Raw genomic sequence first — 20,351 nt, forward strand, 5'->3', positions numbered from 1 at the left:
TGTTAAGGCAGAAACTATTTCAATTAAAAAGTGCCTGATTAAATGAATAAACAGACACTTTCTAATAAATTCTCCCTAAGAACTAATTAATAGCACTACAAATATGAATGATTTTAATAAGTCCCACAATACTCAAATTGAGTAGTTTTATTTTTTTTCGACAAAAGACCAGTTTTATCGGACAAAAAGAACACCCAACACTAAATCACTAGATTCTAAGCCTTTAAATAATGCTATTATTCATCTTAAGCATACCTATTAGCTCCCCTGTTGAGGAAATATTCAATTTTTTTAAAATATTTCTTCTATGCGTATCCACTGTATTAGAACTTATCCCCAATTTGTCCCCAATAACTTTACTTGAATGATTTAATACTAAAAGCCTTATAATATCCCGCTCTCTATTACTTATACCATCCGATAATAATTTTTGAGAAAAATTGTTGAAATAAACCGTTTCATACTCACTATTAACATTTAACAATTTAGCCGAAGCACAAATTGGCATTTTAATTTGAGGTGCTAAAACAGTATAATGGGCAAGTCCTATAATAGGCTTATGTGTACTATCAAATTCAAGAGGCGTGGTGTTTTGAATAATGTTTACATAGTCCTCTTGGCCATTTTTAAAACGATAATTCCAGGTATAACTCATTCTATCTCGATCTTCAATACGGATCTCTTTTAAAGTAAAACCCATCAATTCATTTAAAGCTTGAAGCCATAATTCTAGATCGTCTGGATGCATTCTACTCCAAAAGTGACGCATACCCTTACTTTTCATTTCGTCGGCATTTAAGCCTAAGCAAGCCGCCATATTTTTACTTATATATTCAAATGTCAAGTCTTGCGTATTGGTTATGCAAAAAAACGTAGAGCTGTATGGCAAGAAAGCGTCCAGTTCAATAATTTTTTGAATATGCTCTTCCAGCGAAGGTTTTCCATAAGACTCAAATATAGTTTTGTAGCTGTCTCTAATATCATCAATTATCATAAAAACTTAATTTAAAACGGATTACACAATAATTACGCCTATAACAATCGAAGTTACAAAATAAACACCTGTTTCAAAATAATACTTGTAAAGAATTAACTCACAGATTATTAAAAAGAATTTTTATCAAAACCCGCTTAGACTTCCAAAGCCTGATACTATAATGAAACCATAAATCAATTGGATTTAACTCCATAACCGTAGTGATAAGGCAATATTTTCTAGATCTAAACAAGTAGTTCTGAAACGCATACATTTCCTAAAACGCCACTTAAAGACCAATTAAAAAGCGTTCTCTAGACATTCTTGTCCAAGCTTAGCATGTATGCCATACAGATATGCGTTTGCACTACCAACTTTGTGCTGCAACTATAATGACAGTTTAAAATGAAAACATACCACTATAAACTATTTAGTATGGATGAAATTCAATCTAAAAGAAATTACGAAAGTTGGCCTACCAGAAAAAGCAATATCCTTTAAAAACTAAAATAAGCTTAGACCATGACATATTTAAAACAAAAAAAGCTTGATGAAATTCATCAAGCTTTTTTCTTTGAAGTGGGCGCGAAGGGATTCGAACCCCTGACCCCTTGGGTGTAAACCAAGTGCTCTGAACCAACTGAGCTACGCGCCCTTATTATTAGGAGGTGCAAATATAATCTAGTTTTTAACATTGCAAAAGTTTTTTTTAAAAAATTTTAAATTATTTCTGCAACAACAAATGTACTCCCTCCAACAAAAATAAAATCATCTAAATCTGCCATTTCAATTGCCGATTTATAAGCCTCATAAACAGAACGATAAGCACTACCATATAATCCGTATGCCCCAAAAGCCTTCTGAAGCTTATCTGCTTCTAATCCTCTAGGTATATCCGGTTTACAGAAATAGTATTTGGCCGTTTTTGGCAATAAATCAGCAATAGAGTCTAAATCTTTATCGTTTACCACTCCAAAAACAATATGAAGTGTTTTATAGTCTTCATTGCTGAGTTGATCCATTACATGGATTAAGCCTTCTCTATTATGTCCTGTATCACAAACAACCTTTGGCGATTGACATATTACCTGCCAACGTCCTTTTAAGCCGGTGTGATCCACTACCTGCCCCAATCCATTAATTAGCTGTTCCTCTGAAACTGAAAAGCCACTTTTTCCAAGTTCCTTAATGGCTTGAACTACCGTTTTTATATTTTTCGATTGATAACTACCCATTAAATCGGTCTTATAACTTTCAGACACTTCCTGATCAGCAAAATATATTTCAGAATTGTTTTGCATTGCTAATTCCATAAATATAGGTGCTGTGGCGCTTTGGGTTTCTCCAATCACTACCGGTATATTAAGTTTAATAATGCCGCCTTTTTCAAAAGCAATAGCCTCAAGGGTATCCCCTAAGAATTGCATGTGATCTAAACCTATATTCGTTATTACCGAAACTTCAGGGGTAACAATGTTAGTTGAATCTAAACGTCCTCCCATACCAACCTCAATAACCGCTATATCTATTTTCTCTTTAGAGAAATAATCAAATGCCATACCCACAGTCATCTCAAAAAAAGACAACTGATTATTTTCAAAAAATGCCTTATTCTCTTGGATAAATTCTACGACATTTGCCTTACTAATTTCTTTGCCGTTTATTTTTATACGCTCCCTAAAATCTTTTAAATGAGGAGAAGTATATAAACCAACCTTATATCCCGCCTCCTGCAAAACAGAAGACAGCATATGACTTGTAGACCCTTTTCCGTTAGTACCAGCCACATGAATAGATTTAAAAACCTTCTCAGGGTTCCCTAAATGCTTTGCTAATAGTATAGTGTTTGATAAATCTTTTTTAAAGGCAGAACTACCTTGCTTTTGATACATTGGAAGCTGAGAAAACATCCAATTTAATGTATCTTGATAGTTCATGTATTATTCGCTTATTTTGAAGTTCACCCTAACAAATCCTATTTGCCTTGTAGGTGCTTTTGGATTTGCAGGCCACTTATGTGACAGTGCAATTTTTTTAGCTGGGTCTAATAAGCATTTAGCTGTATTAGTTGTGTATTTAACGCCGGGAACCGCCTCAATTACATTGCCCTCTCTATTTACAACAATCTTAACTATTACCATTCCAGACTCGTTACAATCTTGAGATATTCTTTTAAATGAAGCGACACCCCTGCCCTTCAACCCATAACCAACACCGCCACTTCCAGATCCTTTACCTCCAAAATAACTTGCTGCGTAGGGATCACCATCCAACTGACCTTTATCACCAGCCACATTATCATCACCTTCGCTACCGGTTTCAGTGCCTTCAGATTTACTCACACCTCCAATTAAGGCGTCTAACTTCTTCTTTTTCTCTTCTTGTTCACGCTTTTCTTTTGCTATGCGCTCGGCTTCAGCTTTTGCCTCAGCTTCGGCTTTTGCTTCTTCAAGCGCCTTTGCTTTGGCTTCTGCCTCTTTTTGTTTTTTAATAGCAATAGTTTCGGCATTATCCTCAGTAATAACTTCTTCCTCGGATTCTGCAGATTTAACGGGCTCAGCCTCTGACTTGGAAACATCTGGTTCTTCAGGCTCTACAACTTCCTGCGGCTCAGATTTTACAGGTTTTAATGGTTGTTTATTCCCCGATCCTACCATGGAATTACCAAAATTAACAGCAACACCATATTCTTCAGGTGGGTCCATATAAGTTGTACCAACCACAAACAGTAAAAGCAACAAAATTATTGAAATTAACGCCGTTAATTTCGCAGAATTCCGCTCATGTTTGGTTTGCAAATACTTCATCCCTTATTTTGGCTTTACAGCCAATATCACCTTAAATTTATTTCGATTTGCAATATCCATAACCTTCACTACGTTTTCAACAGGCACAGATTTTTCAGCACGCAAAACTATAGTGGGTTTCTCTTTTGAAGACAATGCCGCTAATAACTCATTTTCCAAGACACTCTCTCCAACACGTTTCTGATCTATGTAATAGGTCAAATCTTTTTTTATACTTACTGCAACCGACTTTTTATTCTCAGTTTTCCCACTTGCCTTAGGCAGTAATATATCAATAGCATTGGTAGTCACTAAAGTAGAAGCAATCATAAAAAAGATAAGCAATAAGAATACAATATCTGTCATAGATGACATATTGAATTCTGGAGTTACTTTATTTCTCCCTCTAAAATTCATACTATGCAGGTTCGTTTAAGTGATCTAAAAACTCTAATGAGTTTGCTTCCATTTGATAAACTACTTTATCTGTTTTAACAACCAAATGGTTATATGCCATATAGGCTACAATACCCACAATTAAACCAGCCACTGTAGTAGTCATAGCCGTATATAGGCCACTAGCTAAAACATCCATCTGAATGGTTCCACCAGCATTCGCCAATTCAAAAATGGCTAAAATCATACCTATTACGGTACCTAAAAACCCAATCATTGGTGCCGCCCCGGAAATAGTAGCCAAAACGCTTACATTTTTTTCCAGTCCGTAAATTTCCAATCGGCCAGCATTTTCAATGGCTGTATTAATATCAGCTAAAGGTTTTCCTATTCTTGAAATCCCTTTTCCTATCAACCTAGACACTGGTGAATTCACCTGAGCACATAACATTTGTGCTGAATCAATTTTCCCATTACTTACATGGTCCTTTATCTGATTCATAAAATTAGCATCTACATTAGAGGCCGCCTTAATGGCAAAAATGCGTTCAAAATAAATATAAATAGCACCTACTAAAAGTAAAAACAAAACAGCAATAATAACTTGACCAGCAAGTCCTCCGCTACTTATTAATTCTATTATTGAAAGTGTTTTTTCAACGGATTCACCATCCGTAACAATCTCTGCTCCATCTTGAGCATCCTGTATTCCCATACTTAACATATAATAATTATCTAATGAACTTAATAACGTACTTAATTCTCTTTCCGTATATTAAAATAATGTTCTTGTGAATAAAAAGACTAATGCCCCTGCTATGAATCCGGATAAAGCTAAAATTGATATCTTTTTGAGATACCAGAAAAAATCTATTTTTTCCATACCCATTGCTACAACTCCAGCAGCTGAACCTATGATCAACATACTTCCTCCTGTACCAGCGGAATACGCAATGAAATGCCATAGTTGATCGTCTAAAGCAGCACTAAACATACCTAAACTAGCAGCTACTAATGGCACATTATCAATTACTGCAGATCCTACACCTAACAATAGCACCACCAAATCTGACACTTTCGTACCTACCATTTCTGTACCAATCATAGGCACGCCTTCTTTAAGGGTTAATGCAAACCCGTATAATGTACCCAATGATTCTAATGCCGCCACGGCCATTAAAATTCCGAGGAAAAACAAGATACTTGGCAACTCAATTTTTGATAACGAATAATGTACAGGACTATGAAGTGCGTGAGCATCACTCTCTTCGGCACCGTGCTCTGTCATACTAAACTTGGAACTACTATAAATCTCAGCAAAAGTTGCCACAACACCTAGAGACAACATCATACCTACATAAGGCGGTAAATGTGTAACAACCTTAAAAATAGGCACAAAAACAATAGCTCCTAAACCTAAATACAACATAGTAGCACTAAACTTACTTTTTGGTTTTTCTTCAACAACTTCAACATCTAACTCCCCTTTAAATACAGGTAAAAAAGTGGCTATTAACGTTGGCACTACCATACATATAAGCGATGGTAAAAATAAGTATCCAAACAGGTGTCCTGTAGATACTTTATTTCCAATCCAAAGCATTGTTGTGGTTACATCACCTATAGGTGACCAAGCACCACCTGCATTTGCAGCAATAATAATTAAACCTGCATACCAAATACGAATATTTCTATCCTTAACAATTTTTTGAAGTATAGAAATAAGTACGATTGTAGCGGTTAAATTATCTATAATTGCAGATAAAATAAAGGCAAGAATGGCAAAAATCCATAAGATTTTACTCTTCTTTTTTGTCTTTATGAAGCCTTTTATTGTTGAGAAACCATCAAAATAGTCGATAATCTCAACTATAGTCATAGCCCCTAAAAGAAATACCAATATTTCAGAGGTTTTTCCTAGATGATGCAATAAGGTTTCCTCCATTAAATGCATTTTATCGTCGTGACCAAGCAAACCAAAACCATCTACTAAGGCATGTTCACCAGAATCAAACCAATTTGGAAACGCATCAATGCCTAAGGCAATTAATGCCCAACAAATAGCCATCATGACTAGTGCCGGAATCAATTTATCTATTTTTATACTGTGCTCTAGGGTTATGGCTAAATAGCCAATAACAAATACTAAGATAATTGCTGCTTCCATAAATCTAATTTGATTAAATAAGTTGTTCCAATGCTATTTCATAGGCGGTTGCACTGATTCCCGTTTTTGATTTGTTTTTATTGTATACTTTTTCTATCGCTTCTCTAATTCTATTTGAGGTATCATTAAAAATAGCCTCATCTGTCATTTGAACCTTACGCTCCATGAAATATGCAAATAAACGCGCCATCCCACAATTTGAAATAAAATCTGGAATTAAACTAACTTTATAGTCTGTATGTTCCATAATTGGTCCAAAGAAAATCTCTTTATCGGCAAAAGGCACATTAGCTCCACAAGATATAACTTCTAATCCACTATCTATCATTTCATCAATCTGATGTATTGTTACTAATCGCGAGGCCGCACAAGGTGCAAAAATTTGGGCATTTAAAGACCAAATTCTTTTATTTATTTCATCAAATGGAATTAATTTTTCGGCGACTAAGGTATTACTCTTTTTGGCTAGAAAAAAATGACATATATCATCAAATGAAAAACCTTCCTCATTAATGACCCCTCCAAAAACATCAATAATACCTACAATTTTTGCTCCCATTTTAGACAAATAAAATGCAGCAGAAGCACCAACATTACCAAATCCCTGTACTACGGCACATTTCCCCTTAATAGAGCCACCATAAATATTATAATATTGCTTTACCGCTTCAGCGACACCAAAACCGGTGATCATATCTGCCACGGTATATTTTCTTGACACATCTGGAGAATACTGAGGATTCTCAATAACCTTTATAACACCTTGACGCAATTGGCCTATTCTATTAATTTTATCCGCTTCAGTTGGTTTAAAATGCCCATTAAAAACACCCTCCTGAGGATGCCAAACACCACTTTGCTCTGTGATAGGGATTACTTCATTTGTTTCATCAATATTCAAATCACCACCCGTACCATAATAGCTCTTTAAAAGTGGAGATACAGCGGCATACCATCGTTCTAAAACTTCTTTTTTTCTAGAATCATGAGGGTCAAAATTAATCCCAGATTTAGCACCACCAATAGCTGGACCAGAAACTGTAAATTTAATTTCCATTGTTTTTGCTAGCGATAACACCTCGTTCATATCAAGTCCTTTGCGCATTCTAGTTCCTCCTCCTGAAGCCCCTCCACGCAGGGAGTTTATGACTACCCATCCCTCCGCCTCAGTTTCAGAGTCTTTCCAATTAAAAACAATTTCGGGTGCCTTATTTTCGTACTTCTTTAATAATTCTTTCATTTCTATATATAAATTGATTCATACTAATAACTTGTTCAATCTTCTGATACTTAAAAACCAAACGAAGCTAAAGCTGATTCATATAAAAAAGTTTAAATTATTATTGTAACAAATATAAAAAACTAAAAAATGAATGGTAATAAATTTTTGTGATTTTTAGGAAAGGAATATGTTTCCCGAGCTATGATTTTTTGTGGCACCGGTCACACTTTTCAAACAATTATTTTGCCCTCTAAGCCTAAGTACGCCCAAAAAACCAAAAATAAGTGCTTCTTTAAACTCTAAGACATCTTGAGAAGGAATGATTATCATACCATCTGTAAACGCTTTAATTCTTTCAATCAAAAAAGTATTGTATGCGCCTCCACCTGTAATCAAAATAGTCGCAGAAGTATTTGACTGGATTTGATTGGCGATTTGAATCGCAACATGCTCCACAAATGTTCTTAAGACATCTTTAACCATTAAACTATAGGATTCAATTACCGGAAGCACATGCGTATTCACCCACTCTAAACCTAATGATTTTGGATATGATTCGTTATAAAAAGGAAGACTATTCAAGACCTCTAACAAATGGGTATTTACGTTCCCTTCTGATGCATTTCTACCTTCGGGGTCATAATCTAACTCCAGTTTATTTGCATAATAATTCAACACTATATTCACGGGAGCAATGTCATATGCAATCCGCTCTTCATTAACATCCATCGAGATATTAGCAAAGCCACCAAGGTTTATGCAGTAGTCATATTCTGAAAACAAAAGCTTATCACCAATGGGAACCAAAGGAGCTCCCTGCCCTTTAAGTTGAACATCCTGAACTCTGAAATCACAAACTACGGTTAGATTCAATAACTGAGCCAATTCAGGCCTATTCCCTATTTGATAAGTCAATCCCTGATCCGGCTGATGCAATGCGGTGTGCCCATGCGAACAAACAGCATCAATATTTTTAATCTTGTACTTTCTTATGAAAGCATTTATAACGGTTCCGAGATAGGTCGTATATGCGACATCAATTTCTTGCAATTCTTCCAAAGACTTACTTACCAGATTGGCAAGTATGTCCCGCCATGAATCCTCATAATCAAAGGTTTCTGTATTTAAGATTTCAAAACGCCAATATTCTTCAAAATAGAATTTGGCTTGAATCAAATCTATTCCATCTAATGAGGTTCCTGACATCACCCCTACAACATGATATTCGTTTTTATTCATAGGGCGGTAAAAATAATAATCCTAATTAAATAATTCGCACTAATACCTTATATTTGTAGATATTTTTTACTGAAACAATAAATTTATTACGAATTATGGATTTTAGCCTCACTGAAGAACACATTATGATTCGAGATGCAGCTCGCGATTTTGCAAACACAGAACTACTTCCTGGTGTTATTGAACGCGACAACCTACAAAAATTCCCAAAGGACCTTGTAAAAAAAATGGGCGATTTAGGTTTTTTAGGTATTATGGTAGACCCAAAATATGGCGGTAGCGGTATGGATGCTATTTCCTATGTTCTCATTATGGAAGAACTATCAAAAATTGATGCTTCTGCATCTGTAATTGTTTCTGTAAACAATTCACTGGTTTGCTATGGCTTGGAAACTTATGGCACGGAAGAACAGAAAGAAAAATATCTTACAAAATTAGCAACAGGAGAATTTATTGGCGCTTTTTGCTTAAGTGAACCGGAAGCAGGAAGTGATGCTACCTCTCAAAAAACAACAGCCATAGACAAAGGCAGTCACTACCTTCTTAACGGTACAAAAAACTGGATTACAAATGGTGGTCGTGCGGATGTTTATATTGTTATTGCTCAAACCGATCGAGATAAAGGCTCACATGGAATCAATGCATTTATTGTAGAAAAAGGCACTGAGGGTTTCCATGTTGGACCTAAAGAAGATAAACTAGGAATTAGAGGTAGTGACACGCATACCTTGCAATTTAATGATGTAAAAATTCCTAAAAAAAATAGAATAGGGGTTAACGGCTCTGGATTTCGGTTTGCAATGAAAACATTGTCTGGTGGACGTATTGGCATAGCAGCTCAGGCTCTAGGTATAGCATCCGGTGCTTTTGAGTTAGCTCGTAAATACTCTAAAGAACGTAAAGCTTTTGGTACCGAAATCTGCAATCATCAAGCTATTGCTTTTAAACTTGCTGACATGGCAACCGACATTGAAGCTGCAAGACAGCTTGTTATGAAAGCAGCCTGGGAAAAAGATCAAGGCAAAAATTACGATTACTCTAGTGCCATGGCAAAATTATACGCTTCAAAGGTTGCTATGGAACATACTGTAGAGGCCGTTCAAATTCATGGCGGTAATGGTTTTGTAAAAGAGTATCATGTAGAACGCCTTATGCGAGATGCGAAAATCACACAGATCTATGAAGGCACTTCTGAAATCCAAAAAATAGTTATTTCAAGAAGTCTGCTTAGAGATTAGATTTTTACTTTTTGCACTAATTTACTAACAGTCAAACCTTGTACTAAAATAGAAAACACGACAACTATATAAGTTACAACAAGAAACAAATCACGATGCATGGCCTGGGTTAATCCCAGTGCTAATGCTATGGATATCCCGCCCCGAAGGCCTCCCCAAGTCATAATTAAATTAGTTCTCGGCACAAAATCTAATCGTTTTTTGAAAAAGTTTATTGGAAACAATAATGATGCAAATCTGCAAATAAGCACTGTGGGAATAGCAAGAATTCCTGCTAAAATATACTTTCCATCAAAGGCCAGAACTAGGATTTCCATACCGATCAAAACAAAAAGAATATTATTCAATAAAATATCTATAAGCTCCCAAAACTTATCAACATAATTCTCTGTTATTTTAGACATGGCACTACCCCTTATAGTATCATTACCTATAATTAATCCAGCAGTAACCATGGCCAATGGCGCCGATAAATGATAATGATGGGCAATAACAGTACCCCCCATTACAGCTGCTAAAGTTATGATTACTTCAATATCATAATCATCTATTGATCGCATCAACCTATAGGTTATCCAACCCAAAACACCTCCCAGAACAATACCGCCTAAAACTTCTTGACCAAATAAACGTAGCACATCAAAAGCCTCAATATCACCATTCCCCACGGAGGCTATTTGAAAAATAGTTAAAAAGACAACTACCCCTACACCATCATTAAAAAGTGACTCCCCAACAATTTTTGCTTCCAACTTTTTAGGCACACCCGCCTTCTTTAATATTCCTAACACCGCAATTGGATCTGTAGGTGAAATTAAAGCTCCAAACAATAGGCAATGCACAAAACTTACTTCTAGCCCTATAATCTGTAATACATAAAACATCATAATACCCACAAGAAAAGTAGATACTAAAACCCCAAAAGTAGAAAACACCAAAACTGGCCATCGCTGTACTTTTAGCTGTTGAAAATTCGTATGTAGTGCTCCAGCAAAAAGCAAAAAACTCAGCATGACATCCAATAAAACCTCTTTAAAATCAATATGCCTTATAATATAGCGCTCAGCGTCTAAAAGTGTAGTATCCACATAACTGAGTGCAAAAACACCAAATGTAAAAACAATGGTAATCAACATTAAACCAATACTATTGGGCAGCTTCAAAAAGCGCACATTAATATATCCAAAAAGTGCTGATAAAAATATTATTACCGTAGCAATTACAAAATAGTCATCCATAGTTATTGTATTTTACACAAAAAATAAAACTATAAAATCTTTATGAATAAATTGTGTTAAGTCTCAGTATTTATATCGACTTAAGTTTTTACATTTATAGCTTTAGAAAAATTAAATTTTATGCAAAAGTCTTATTACGACCCTGCCGACTTAAAAAAGTTTGGAAAAATAAGTGAGTGGAATCAAGAATTGGGAGATAAATTCTTCGAATATTACGGGAAGGTTTTTGAGGAAGGCGCTCTAACTGCAAGAGAAAAATCACTTATAGCCTTGGCAGTATCGCATACTGAACAATGTCCATACTGTATTGATGCTTACACCAAAGACACACTACAACGTGGGGTTACCAAGGAAGAAATGATGGAAGCTATTCATGTAGGAGCAGCAATAAAAAGTGGTGCAACTCTAGTTCATGGCGTTCAAATGATGAATAAAGTCAACAAGTTAGATGGCTAATCCTATGGTAAATCTGCAGGGTTATGCTATTAAATTACCTGTTCCCTCCTAATTTGAAACTTTTTATTGCATCCCAAAGACACCTAAGCTTTAACCAAATCGATTATTAATAAATAATGCTTAATTAATGGCCTTAAAGTCACTCCATAAACGCGAAAGCGACTTAGCGAATAGCAAAAGACAATTAGAAATTTTGTCTAACGGTATTTTTCAAAATGGAGAATTACCTACTTTTAAAAATAAAATTGCTGAAACCAATCAGTTTCCTCTAAAAGCAAAGAAATTAGAAATTCTTCAAATTAATGTTGGTTACATGTGCAATCAAGTATGTGATCATTGCCATGTAGATGCAGGACCAGACCGGAAAGAAATCATGACTAAGACAACCATGACTCAATGTTTGGAAGTTATTAAAAATACCGGAGCGCATACTTTAGATTTGACAGGAGGAGCACCAGAGATGAATCCTAATTTCAGATGGTTTGTTGAAGAAGCTGCTAAGGCGGGCATTAAAGATTTTATAGTACGGTCTAACCTAACTATTATAAGAGCCAACAAAAAATATTATGATTTGCCGGAGTTTTTCAAGAAGCACAATATTCACGTTGTAAGCTCAATGCCCCATTGGACAAGAGGGAAAACGGACAAACAAAGAGGCGATGGTGTTTTTGACAAATCTATAAAAGCTTTACAAGACTTAAATGCCATAGGCTATGGCATGCCTGAAAGCGGATTGAAATTAGACTTAGTCTACAATCCCTCTGGAGCCTTCTTACCGGGAGACCAAATGGCTATGGAAAAAGATTTTAAAAAGGCACTAAAGGAAGATTTTAATATTCAGTTTCATAACCTATTTGCAATAACTAATTTACCTATCTCTAGATTTTTAGATTATTTAATAGCCTCTGAAAATTACGAAGACTATATGTATAGCCTAGTTGAAGCTTATAATCCTGCTGCGGTTAAAAACGTCATGTGTACAAATACGTTATCTATAAGTTGGGATGGGCATCTATACGATTGTGATTTTAATCAAATGCTTAACCTACCGGTGAATAGTAAGGCGAAACATATTTCAAAGTTCAATGAAGAATTACTTGAAGGACGAGAGATTGTAATTTCACAGCACTGCTATGGTTGTACTGCTGGCGCAGGAAGCAGTTGTCAAGGTAGTGTTGCATAAAAGATTAATTATGAAAAATTATATTATAGCCCTCTTATTGCTTTGCTCTATTTTTGGATATGGACAAAAAAAACTATCAAAATTACTCAAGCAAGAAAACACAGAAAGTATTCCATATATAACTGTTGATTCATTGGCAAATCATGCGAATTCCTATGTTTTACTAGATTCTAGAGAAAAACAAGAGTATGAAACTAGTCATATCAAAAACGCCTTATTTGTAGGCTATGACAATTTCAACCTAGATCATATCACAAAGCAACTACCAGATAAAAATGCCGATATAGTTGTTTACTGTTCATTAGGTATTCGATCTGAAGATATTGCTGAACATTTAAAGAAAGTCGGCTATACTAATGTTATGAATTTATACGGCGGGATTTTTGAATGGAAAAACCACGACCTACCTGTGTATAACCAAGCTGAAAAAGAAACGGACAGCGTTCATACCTTTTCAAAATCCTGGAGTAAATGGCTCCAAAAAGGCATCAAAGTATATGACTAAAGAACTCCTTATCATATTTGTCAAAAACATAAAAGCGGGAAAAGTTAAAACTCGACTTGCAAAAACTATTGGTGAAGACAGCGCGCTTAAAATCTATCAAGAACTCGTTAATATCACTGAAAAAGTCAGCAAAAAAATAGCATCAGATGTTAGGATTTATTTTTCTGAAGCCCCAATTGAAAACCAATGGAAATCCTTTTATAAAACAACTCAAGAAGGAGTGGATTTAGGTGAACGTATGAAAAATGCCTTTCAAGATGGATTTAATGATGGATACCAACGTATTGTTTTAATAGGCTCTGATTTACCTGAAATAGCCGAAGAACATATAAACCATGGTTTAAATGAACTGAAAAAAAATGACGTTGTATTTGGCCCAGCCTTAGATGGTGGCTACTACCTTATTGGTTTAAGTAAAATGCATCATCGAATTTTTGAAAACAAACCATGGAGTCAACCTAATTTACTCGAAGACACCCTAAATGAACTTAAACAAAATAAAATTACCGTTGCTACCTTAAACACTTTGAATGACATTGACACTTTTGAAGATTTAAAGAAGTTCCCAAAATTGCTACAACTTCTGTCCTAAACCATAGGTTCAAAAACTCCTTTTATCTTTTTAAGTTGTCCAAATATTTTAAAAGAATTACACATTTCTTAAGAAATAAAATCAATAGATTTCATTAAGTTAGTCGCTAAGAAAATGCAATTCGCAAAAAAACACCTACGTTACTATGCAATTGCTAACGGCCAGAAAACATTTAGCCTCAAGCTAATTACCATTTAACATACTACATATCAATACAGTATTACTTACTAATTACCAAACACAAAAATGAAAACCCCAAAATTGACTAATATTAGATCTTAAAAAAAGACCATATGATTAAATACATTGAAGAAACGGTAAATTACTTGCACAATAAGGGCTTTGACCAACCCGAAGTTGGTATTATTTTAGGCACGGGGTTAGGGCAACTTATAAGTGAAATAAACATTATAAGAGAAGTAAGCTATAATCACATACCAAATTTCCCAACAGCCACAGTTGAATTTCATAAAGGGAAACTCATTTTTGGTGAGCTAGCAGGGAAAAAAGTTATCGTTATGCAAGGCCGTTTTCATTTATACGAAGGCTACACATTGCAGGATGTTACCTATCCTGTTCGTATTATGGAAAAACTAGGCATAAAAACCCTTTTAGTCTCAAATGCGGCAGGGGCTATAAATCTTAATTTCAAGAAAGGCGAATTGATGTTGATTGACGATCACATAAACTTGCAAGGTGGGTCCCCGCTCGCTTTTAAAGGAGTAGAACAATTAGGTGAACGCTTTACAGACATGAGTGCTCCTTATGATGATGCCCTAAATTCCAAATTTGAGGCTTTAGCACAAGCAAATGACATAAAACTTCACAAAGGGGTTTATGCAAGCGTCGTGGGGCCTCAGCTAGAAACAAGAGCAGAGTATCGCATGTTAAAAATTATTGGTGCTGATGCTGTTGGCATGAGTACGGTTCCAGAAATAATAGTTGCAAATCATTTGAATTTAAAAGTAGCTGCGGTGTCAGTTTTAACAGATGAATGCGACCCAGATAATCTAGAGCCTGTAAATATAGAAGACATAATTGCCAGCGCAGTGCAAGCAGAACCTAAGATGATCGTGCTCTTTAAACAACTAATTAGCAGCCTGTAAATGTGTAATAAAAGTTACAGCCATTTACTTCTTAAGACATTACTTTTATAAAAAGAAAAAAAAATAAAATATGAGTTATTTAGAAACCACCCACGATGTATACAAAGAAGCCGCACTAACACCAGATGTTGGATTATGCTGTACTACTAATCCTATTTGGGAATTGCCTGGACTGAAAATCCCAAAAATTATGCAGGAAATGAATTATGGTTGTGGTTCTACTGTGCATGCGCGCGATTTAACTAACAACCCAAAAATGCTGTATGTTGGAGTTGGCGGAGGCATGGAGTTATTACAGTTTGCTTACTTCAATCGTCAAAAAGGAGGCGTTGTTGGCATAGATGTGGTGGATGAAATGCTTGAGGCCTCTCGTAAAAACTTTCAGGAAGCTGAAGCTCAAAACTCATGGTTTAAAAGTGAGTTTGTGGACCTAAAAAAGGGAGACGCCATGAATTTACCTGTTGAAGACAATAGTATTGATGTTGCAGCGCAAAACTGTTTGTTTAATATTTTTAAAGCTGATGATCTCAAACGTGCTATAGAAGAAATGCATCGGGTTTTAAAACCGCATGGACGCTTGGTTATGAGTGACCCCACCTGTGAGCAACCTATGAATGATGCCTTGCGTAATGATGAGCGTTTAAGAGCTCTTTGCTTAAGCGGTAGCCTGCCAATAGCAGAATACGTTAAAGCCTTAACAGATGCCGGTTTTGGTACTATTGAAATTAGAGCTAGAAAACCCTATCGAATTTTAGACCCTAAGAACTACCCAACAGATGAATTAATCTATATAGAATCTATTGAAGTAGCTGCAATTAAAGACCCCATGCCCGAAGACGGCCCGTGTATTTTCACTGGTAAAGCCGCTATTTACTATGGTAATGAAGATTATTTTGATGATAAAAAAGGACATGTTTTACTTAAAAACCAACCCTTAGCCATTTGCGACAAAACAGCCGGTGCATTGGCTAATTTAAATGGAGACGATATATTTATTAGTGAATCTACTTATCATTATGATGGTGGGGGCTGCTGCTAAGTAATTAGCAAATGTTACATCATATTAATTGATGTAAGACTCATTTATGGAGAAATATTTAGACATCATAAAAAATTCGTATTCCGGGTATTGGAATTATCTCAAGTATGAGTTAATAAATCTAAACCACTGGGATAACTATTTTTATGGATTAATTGCTATTTCGCTTTTAGTATGGTTACTTGAATATGTATTTCCATGGAGAAAAAACCAGTCCATTATTAGAAAAGATTTTTGGTTGGATACATTCTATATGTTTTTTAATTTTTTTCTACTCAACCTCATTGTACTCATTGCACTTTCAAACACGGCTTCCGTATTTTTAGATGATACGCTATCACTTATTAATCTTTCCCTCCCAGATTTCCAATTGCTAGATATAAATAAACTACTAAAATGGTTAGGCTTATTAATTTTTTTCTTGGTTTCAGATTTTGTACAATGGAATACCCATCGATTACTACATAGAGTACCCTGGCTATGGAACTTTCATAAAGTACATCATTCTGTTAAAGAAATGGGGTTTGCCGCACACTTACGCTATCACTGGATGGAGCCTATTGTCTACAAATCTTTACTTTATATACCTATAGCTATAATTGGCGGATACACATCCAAAGATATAGCTATAGTCTACTTTTTTACTATAATTATAGGCCACCTAAACCATGCCAATTTAGGATGGGATTATGGCTACTTGAAATATATATTCAACAATCCTAAAATGCATATTTGGCATCACAGTAAAACCTTACCTCAACATGTTAGGTATGGTGTAAACTATGGACTAACACTGAGTATTTGGGATTATATTTTTAAAACCAATTATATTCCATATAGCGGCAAAGACATTGAACTGGGATTTAATGGTGATGAATCTTTTCCTGACAATTTCATTGACCAAGAATTATATCCGCTGAAGAAAAATTAAAACCTCAATGAAACACCTACTTGTCTTAGCTTTAATTATTTTAATAACCGCCTGCTCTAGCTCTAAAAAAGCTACCAGTAACACTTCAGATTCGGTAGCTCCTACGACACCCCAACCCACTAAATCTGTAGCGAATAAAACAAAGGCACCTAATAAAACTCAAAGAGAAAAAACCCTTGAAGAACCACAGGCTTTGGTAGAAAAAAACAATCCTAACAATGCCAGCTCTTCAGAGACATTAAATTATGAAATCTGGACCAATCTACTTGAGAAGCATGTTTCAGACCAAGGCCATGTGAATTACCATGCATTTATGAATGATAAAAAGGCGGTATCTCATTGTATTTCCTTTCTAGAAGAAAACCTACCGAGTAATACCTGGAGTAAAAATGAAACACTTGCTTACTGGATAAACGCTTACAATATCATGACGATCGATTTGATTTTACGTCATTACCCCGTAAAAAGTATAAAGGACATCAAAAAACCATGGGATCAACGGTATTGGAAACTTGGTGAAAAATGGTACAACTTAAATGACATTGAACACCAAATATTAAGAAAAATGGACGAACCTCGTATTCATTTTGCCATTGTTTGTGCGTCAATATCTTGTCCGAAATTACTAAACAAGGCTTTCACAAGTCAAAATTTAGATCAAGGACTCACCAAGGCCACTAAAGATTTCGTAAATGATACGAGTAAAAATTTTATTTCTGAAAACAATTTAGAACTCTCTAAAATATTTCAGTGGTTTGCCAAAGACTTTAAACTAAATGGAAGTATCATTAATTTTTTAAATCAATATTCAAGTATAACTATTTCCGAAAAGGCACAGAAAACGTATAAGGTTTATAATTGGGATTTAAACAACTGATTCTATGACGCATACCATTTCCATAATAATCCCTGTTTTAAATGAAGAAAGTCATATTGGAAAACTACTTGAACACTTATTAGCTAATTCAACACCAAACCATGTATGCGAAATTCTCGTGGTTGACGGGGGGAGTCAAGACCAAACCATTGCTATCTTAGATTCATTTGCTCAAGTTCATCAATCACATTTAAAAAGAGCGTTTCATTTTATTGATACTCGCATTTCGACTACTAAAACAATATCTCCAAATAACATAAAAACAAACATCATTGCACTCCACTCAGAGAAAGGACGCGCGAAACAGATGAACTATGGGGCAAAACATGCTCAAGGAGATATCTTATATTTTTTACATGCAGATTCCTTCCCGCCGCCCTATTTTGACCAGCTCATTATTAATGAAATACATAAAAGGAACAAGGCCGGCTGTTTCAGAATGCAATTTAACAGTAATCATTGGTGGCTTAGGCTAGCCAGTTGGTTCACGCAATTTAATTGGAGACCATGCCGGGGTGGCGACCAAAGTCAATTTATATCGAAAAAACTATTTCATACTATTGGTGGTTTTGATGAAAACTATACTATTTATGAGGACAATATACTCATTAATCATCTTTACAAAATAAAACAGTTTGTCGTTATAAATAAAAAACTGCAGACTTCTGCCAGAATGTATGAAACCCATGGTATTTGGAAGCTTCAATTCTTTTATTGGAGTATCTACATAAAAAAATGGCTGGGTGCTGATGCTACAACCCTTTATGCTTTTTACATTAAATTTATAAATGTTAAAAAGTGATAAAAAACCCTTAAGGAAAAATTAATTGTTACAAATGGGTCAATGAATCGTTTACTTTTATAGAAACCGCTTTTATGAAACGTCTTTACACCGCATCGTTATTCATTTTGATAACTGTACTCTTAAATGCTCAAGAATCTATAAATGCCAAATTAATAGATTCCATTTCAAGTAAACCTATTCCTTTTGCCACCATTTCCCTAAATGATAATTCTGGAGTAATAAGTAATGCCAATGGTGATTTCTCAATCTATTTAAGAAAAAAAACGTCTAATAAAGACTCATTAAAAATTCGCTGTTTAGGTTATGAACCAAAGCAAATTGCTATCAAAACATTTAAAGATAGCATCATTCTTTTAAACCAAAAAATCATAGAACTCAATGAAGTTTTGGTGTCCAATAAAAACTATTCTACTGAGGAAATTATAGAAAAAATTAATGAAAACCTAAAGATTAATTACGACTATAGTCACATAAAAAGCAAACTCTTTTACCGTGCATCCTATTTTACTAATATTACAAAAAGTGACGTAGATATTAAGAAATCCACAATCCCTGAATTCAACCAACAATTTGTTGACAGTATTTTAATGGCAATGCCAAAAAATTCTGATGATTACACTGAAATATTAGCCAATATCTATGGGAAATCTGGCGTTAAAAGTGAACAAAAACTTGACATTATCAAGGCTTCACATTTATATGATAAGAGTAAAGAAGTCTCTTTCGAATCTTATGAAGAAAAGTTTAATAGCATTGTTAAAAAGCATGTAAAAAGAGACTCATACTTCAAAATTAAATCAGGTTTTTTTGGCACTAAAGAAGACATGGACTCGACCTATTATGACAATATAGGTAAAGATGAAAAAGCCCAACAAACTGATGCCATCATTGAAGAACAAAAGAAACACGAAAAAGAGCGTAAAGAGAACTTTCTGAAGTATAGAAAATCATCTATTTCAAGTCTTCAGCGAAACAGTTTTATTTTTGAGGATAGTGATTTTAATTTTCTAACAAAATCAAACCGTTATGATTTTGAACTTGAAGACTACTCCTTTTTAAATGACAATTTTGTCTATAAAATTAGTTTTAAACCTAAGCGCAAGGAAGATTACAAAGGAACTATTTATGTAAACACTGATGATTTTGCCATTGTAAGATTAGATTATGAAAATGTAAGACCCTTGAAAAACTTCAATCTTTTAGGGCTTTCATACCAACATTTTTTAAAGAAAGGCACCCTTATTTACAGTAAAGCAGATACAGACAAGTATGTATTAAAATATGCCGACACAGAGGACGGCACTAAATTTGGCATAAAACGACCTTTAAAAATTATTGAAAAAAACAAACATACTAAAGGGCGTCGAAAACAAAATGAATTATCTTCTGACATTCATTTTGCCTTATCAAATACTGAAAAAAGTGAATTGGTTGTCTTTGAAAACAACCCGCTTTCTGAAGCAAATTTTGAAACAATTACTGAAGAACCTAAAATAAAACCAATTTATCTACCGGCTTATGACCCTGATTTTTGGGAAGGGTATGACGTCATAGAACCTAATCAAGCCATTAAAGATTTTAAAAGTATTGAATAA

At 34.8% G+C, this 20,351-nt stretch carries 20 protein-coding genes and 1 tRNA gene; 11 read left to right on the forward strand and 10 right to left on the reverse strand.

What is annotated here, in order from left to right:
* Window positions 1–223: 223 nt before the first annotated feature.
* From IE051_RS08285 to IE051_RS08325, 9 genes are all read right to left on the reverse strand, one after another.
* Window positions 224–994, reverse strand: a complete 771-nt coding sequence (locus IE051_RS08285) for a LuxR C-terminal-related transcriptional regulator (protein ID WP_189360308.1) — start codon at window positions 992–994, stop codon at window positions 224–226.
* Window positions 995–1,556: 562 nt separating this feature from the next.
* Window positions 1,557–1,631: transfer RNA gene (locus IE051_RS08290), tRNA-Val, on the reverse strand.
* Window positions 1,632–1,695: 64 nt separating this feature from the next.
* On the reverse strand, window positions 1,696–2,913 hold the full coding sequence (locus IE051_RS08295) for a bifunctional folylpolyglutamate synthase/dihydrofolate synthase (RefSeq protein WP_189360309.1): 1,218 nt from the start codon (window positions 2,911–2,913) through the stop codon (window positions 1,696–1,698).
* A 3-nt stretch (window positions 2,914–2,916) separates the two neighbouring features.
* Window positions 2,917–3,783, reverse strand: a complete 867-nt coding sequence (locus IE051_RS08300; protein ID WP_189360310.1) for an energy transducer TonB — start codon at window positions 3,781–3,783, stop codon at window positions 2,917–2,919.
* A gap of 3 nt (window positions 3,784–3,786) precedes the next feature.
* On the reverse strand, window positions 3,787–4,179 hold the full coding sequence (locus tag IE051_RS08305) for an ExbD/TolR family protein (RefSeq protein WP_189360311.1): 393 nt from the start codon (window positions 4,177–4,179) through the stop codon (window positions 3,787–3,789).
* Window position 4,180: 1 nt separating this feature from the next.
* Complete coding sequence (locus tag IE051_RS08310) at window positions 4,181–4,873, reverse strand: MotA/TolQ/ExbB proton channel family protein (protein WP_373294345.1); 693 nt, start codon at window positions 4,871–4,873, stop codon at window positions 4,181–4,183.
* Between the two features lie 60 nt (window positions 4,874–4,933).
* Window positions 4,934–6,325: a sodium:proton antiporter NhaD gene (nhaD, locus tag IE051_RS08315; RefSeq protein ID WP_189360313.1), complete on the reverse strand. Its 1,392-nt coding sequence runs from the start codon at window positions 6,323–6,325 to the stop codon at window positions 4,934–4,936.
* A gap of 13 nt (window positions 6,326–6,338) precedes the next feature.
* Window positions 6,339–7,565, reverse strand: a complete 1,227-nt coding sequence (locus IE051_RS08320) for a Glu/Leu/Phe/Val dehydrogenase dimerization domain-containing protein (RefSeq protein WP_189360314.1) — start codon at window positions 7,563–7,565, stop codon at window positions 6,339–6,341.
* A 156-nt stretch (window positions 7,566–7,721) separates the two neighbouring features.
* Window positions 7,722–8,786, reverse strand: coding sequence for an anhydro-N-acetylmuramic acid kinase (locus IE051_RS08325; RefSeq protein WP_189360315.1), 1,065 nt, complete (start codon window positions 8,784–8,786; stop codon window positions 7,722–7,724).
* Between the two features lie 95 nt (window positions 8,787–8,881).
* Here IE051_RS08325 and IE051_RS08330 point away from each other — a divergent pair, with 95 nt between their 5' ends.
* Window positions 8,882–10,024, forward strand: coding sequence for an acyl-CoA dehydrogenase (locus tag IE051_RS08330; RefSeq protein WP_189360316.1), 1,143 nt, complete (start codon window positions 8,882–8,884; stop codon window positions 10,022–10,024).
* Here IE051_RS08330 and IE051_RS08335 read toward each other — a convergent pair.
* Window positions 10,021–11,262, reverse strand: coding sequence for a cation:proton antiporter (locus IE051_RS08335; RefSeq protein ID WP_189360317.1), 1,242 nt, complete (start codon window positions 11,260–11,262; stop codon window positions 10,021–10,023). The two genes, IE051_RS08330 and IE051_RS08335, sit on opposite strands and share 4 nt — an antisense overlap.
* Before the next feature lie 120 nt (window positions 11,263–11,382).
* Here IE051_RS08335 and IE051_RS08340 point away from each other — a divergent pair, with 120 nt between their 5' ends.
* The 10 genes from IE051_RS08340 (at window position 11,383) to IE051_RS08385 (ending at window position 20,351) form a co-directional block, all read left to right on the forward strand.
* Window positions 11,383–11,718, forward strand: a complete 336-nt coding sequence (locus tag IE051_RS08340) for an arsenosugar biosynthesis-associated peroxidase-like protein (RefSeq protein WP_189360318.1) — start codon at window positions 11,383–11,385, stop codon at window positions 11,716–11,718.
* A gap of 127 nt (window positions 11,719–11,845) precedes the next feature.
* Window positions 11,846–12,901 (forward strand): arsenosugar biosynthesis radical SAM (seleno)protein ArsS, encoded by a 1,056-nt coding sequence (gene arsS, locus IE051_RS08345; protein ID WP_189360319.1) that lies wholly within the window; start codon window positions 11,846–11,848, stop codon window positions 12,899–12,901.
* 10 nt (window positions 12,902–12,911) lie between these two features.
* The gene (locus IE051_RS08350; protein WP_189360320.1) at window positions 12,912–13,406 is read left to right on the forward strand and encodes a rhodanese-like domain-containing protein; all 495 of its coding nucleotides are present in this window, start codon (window positions 12,912–12,914) and stop codon (window positions 13,404–13,406) included.
* Window positions 13,399–13,998, forward strand: coding sequence for a TIGR04282 family arsenosugar biosynthesis glycosyltransferase (locus tag IE051_RS08355; RefSeq protein WP_189360321.1), 600 nt, complete (start codon window positions 13,399–13,401; stop codon window positions 13,996–13,998). The genes IE051_RS08350 and IE051_RS08355 overlap by 8 nt, the downstream gene beginning before the upstream one ends.
* 293 nt (window positions 13,999–14,291) lie before the next feature.
* Window positions 14,292–15,104, forward strand: a complete 813-nt coding sequence (locus tag IE051_RS08360; protein ID WP_189360322.1) for a purine-nucleoside phosphorylase — start codon at window positions 14,292–14,294, stop codon at window positions 15,102–15,104.
* Between the two features lie 70 nt (window positions 15,105–15,174).
* Window positions 15,175–16,143: an arsenosugar biosynthesis arsenite methyltransferase ArsM gene (arsM, locus tag IE051_RS08365; RefSeq protein WP_189360323.1), complete on the forward strand. Its 969-nt coding sequence runs from the start codon at window positions 15,175–15,177 to the stop codon at window positions 16,141–16,143.
* Window positions 16,144–16,189: 46 nt separating this feature from the next.
* Window positions 16,190–17,074 (forward strand): sterol desaturase family protein, encoded by an 885-nt coding sequence (locus IE051_RS08370; RefSeq protein WP_189360324.1) that lies wholly within the window; start codon window positions 16,190–16,192, stop codon window positions 17,072–17,074.
* A gap of 7 nt (window positions 17,075–17,081) precedes the next feature.
* Window positions 17,082–17,951, forward strand: a complete 870-nt coding sequence (locus IE051_RS08375) for a DUF547 domain-containing protein (protein ID WP_189360325.1) — start codon at window positions 17,082–17,084, stop codon at window positions 17,949–17,951.
* A gap of 4 nt (window positions 17,952–17,955) precedes the next feature.
* The gene (locus tag IE051_RS08380) at window positions 17,956–18,753 is read left to right on the forward strand and encodes a TIGR04283 family arsenosugar biosynthesis glycosyltransferase (RefSeq protein ID WP_189360326.1); all 798 of its coding nucleotides are present in this window, start codon (window positions 17,956–17,958) and stop codon (window positions 18,751–18,753) included.
* A gap of 74 nt (window positions 18,754–18,827) precedes the next feature.
* The gene (locus IE051_RS08385; RefSeq protein WP_189360327.1) at window positions 18,828–20,351 is read left to right on the forward strand and encodes a carboxypeptidase-like regulatory domain-containing protein; all 1,524 of its coding nucleotides are present in this window, start codon (window positions 18,828–18,830) and stop codon (window positions 20,349–20,351) included.

The sequence above is a fragment of the Algibacter mikhailovii genome, assembly GCF_014651495.1.
GTDB classification, from domain to species: Bacteria; Bacteroidota; Bacteroidia; order Flavobacteriales; family Flavobacteriaceae; genus Algibacter_E; species Algibacter_E mikhailovii.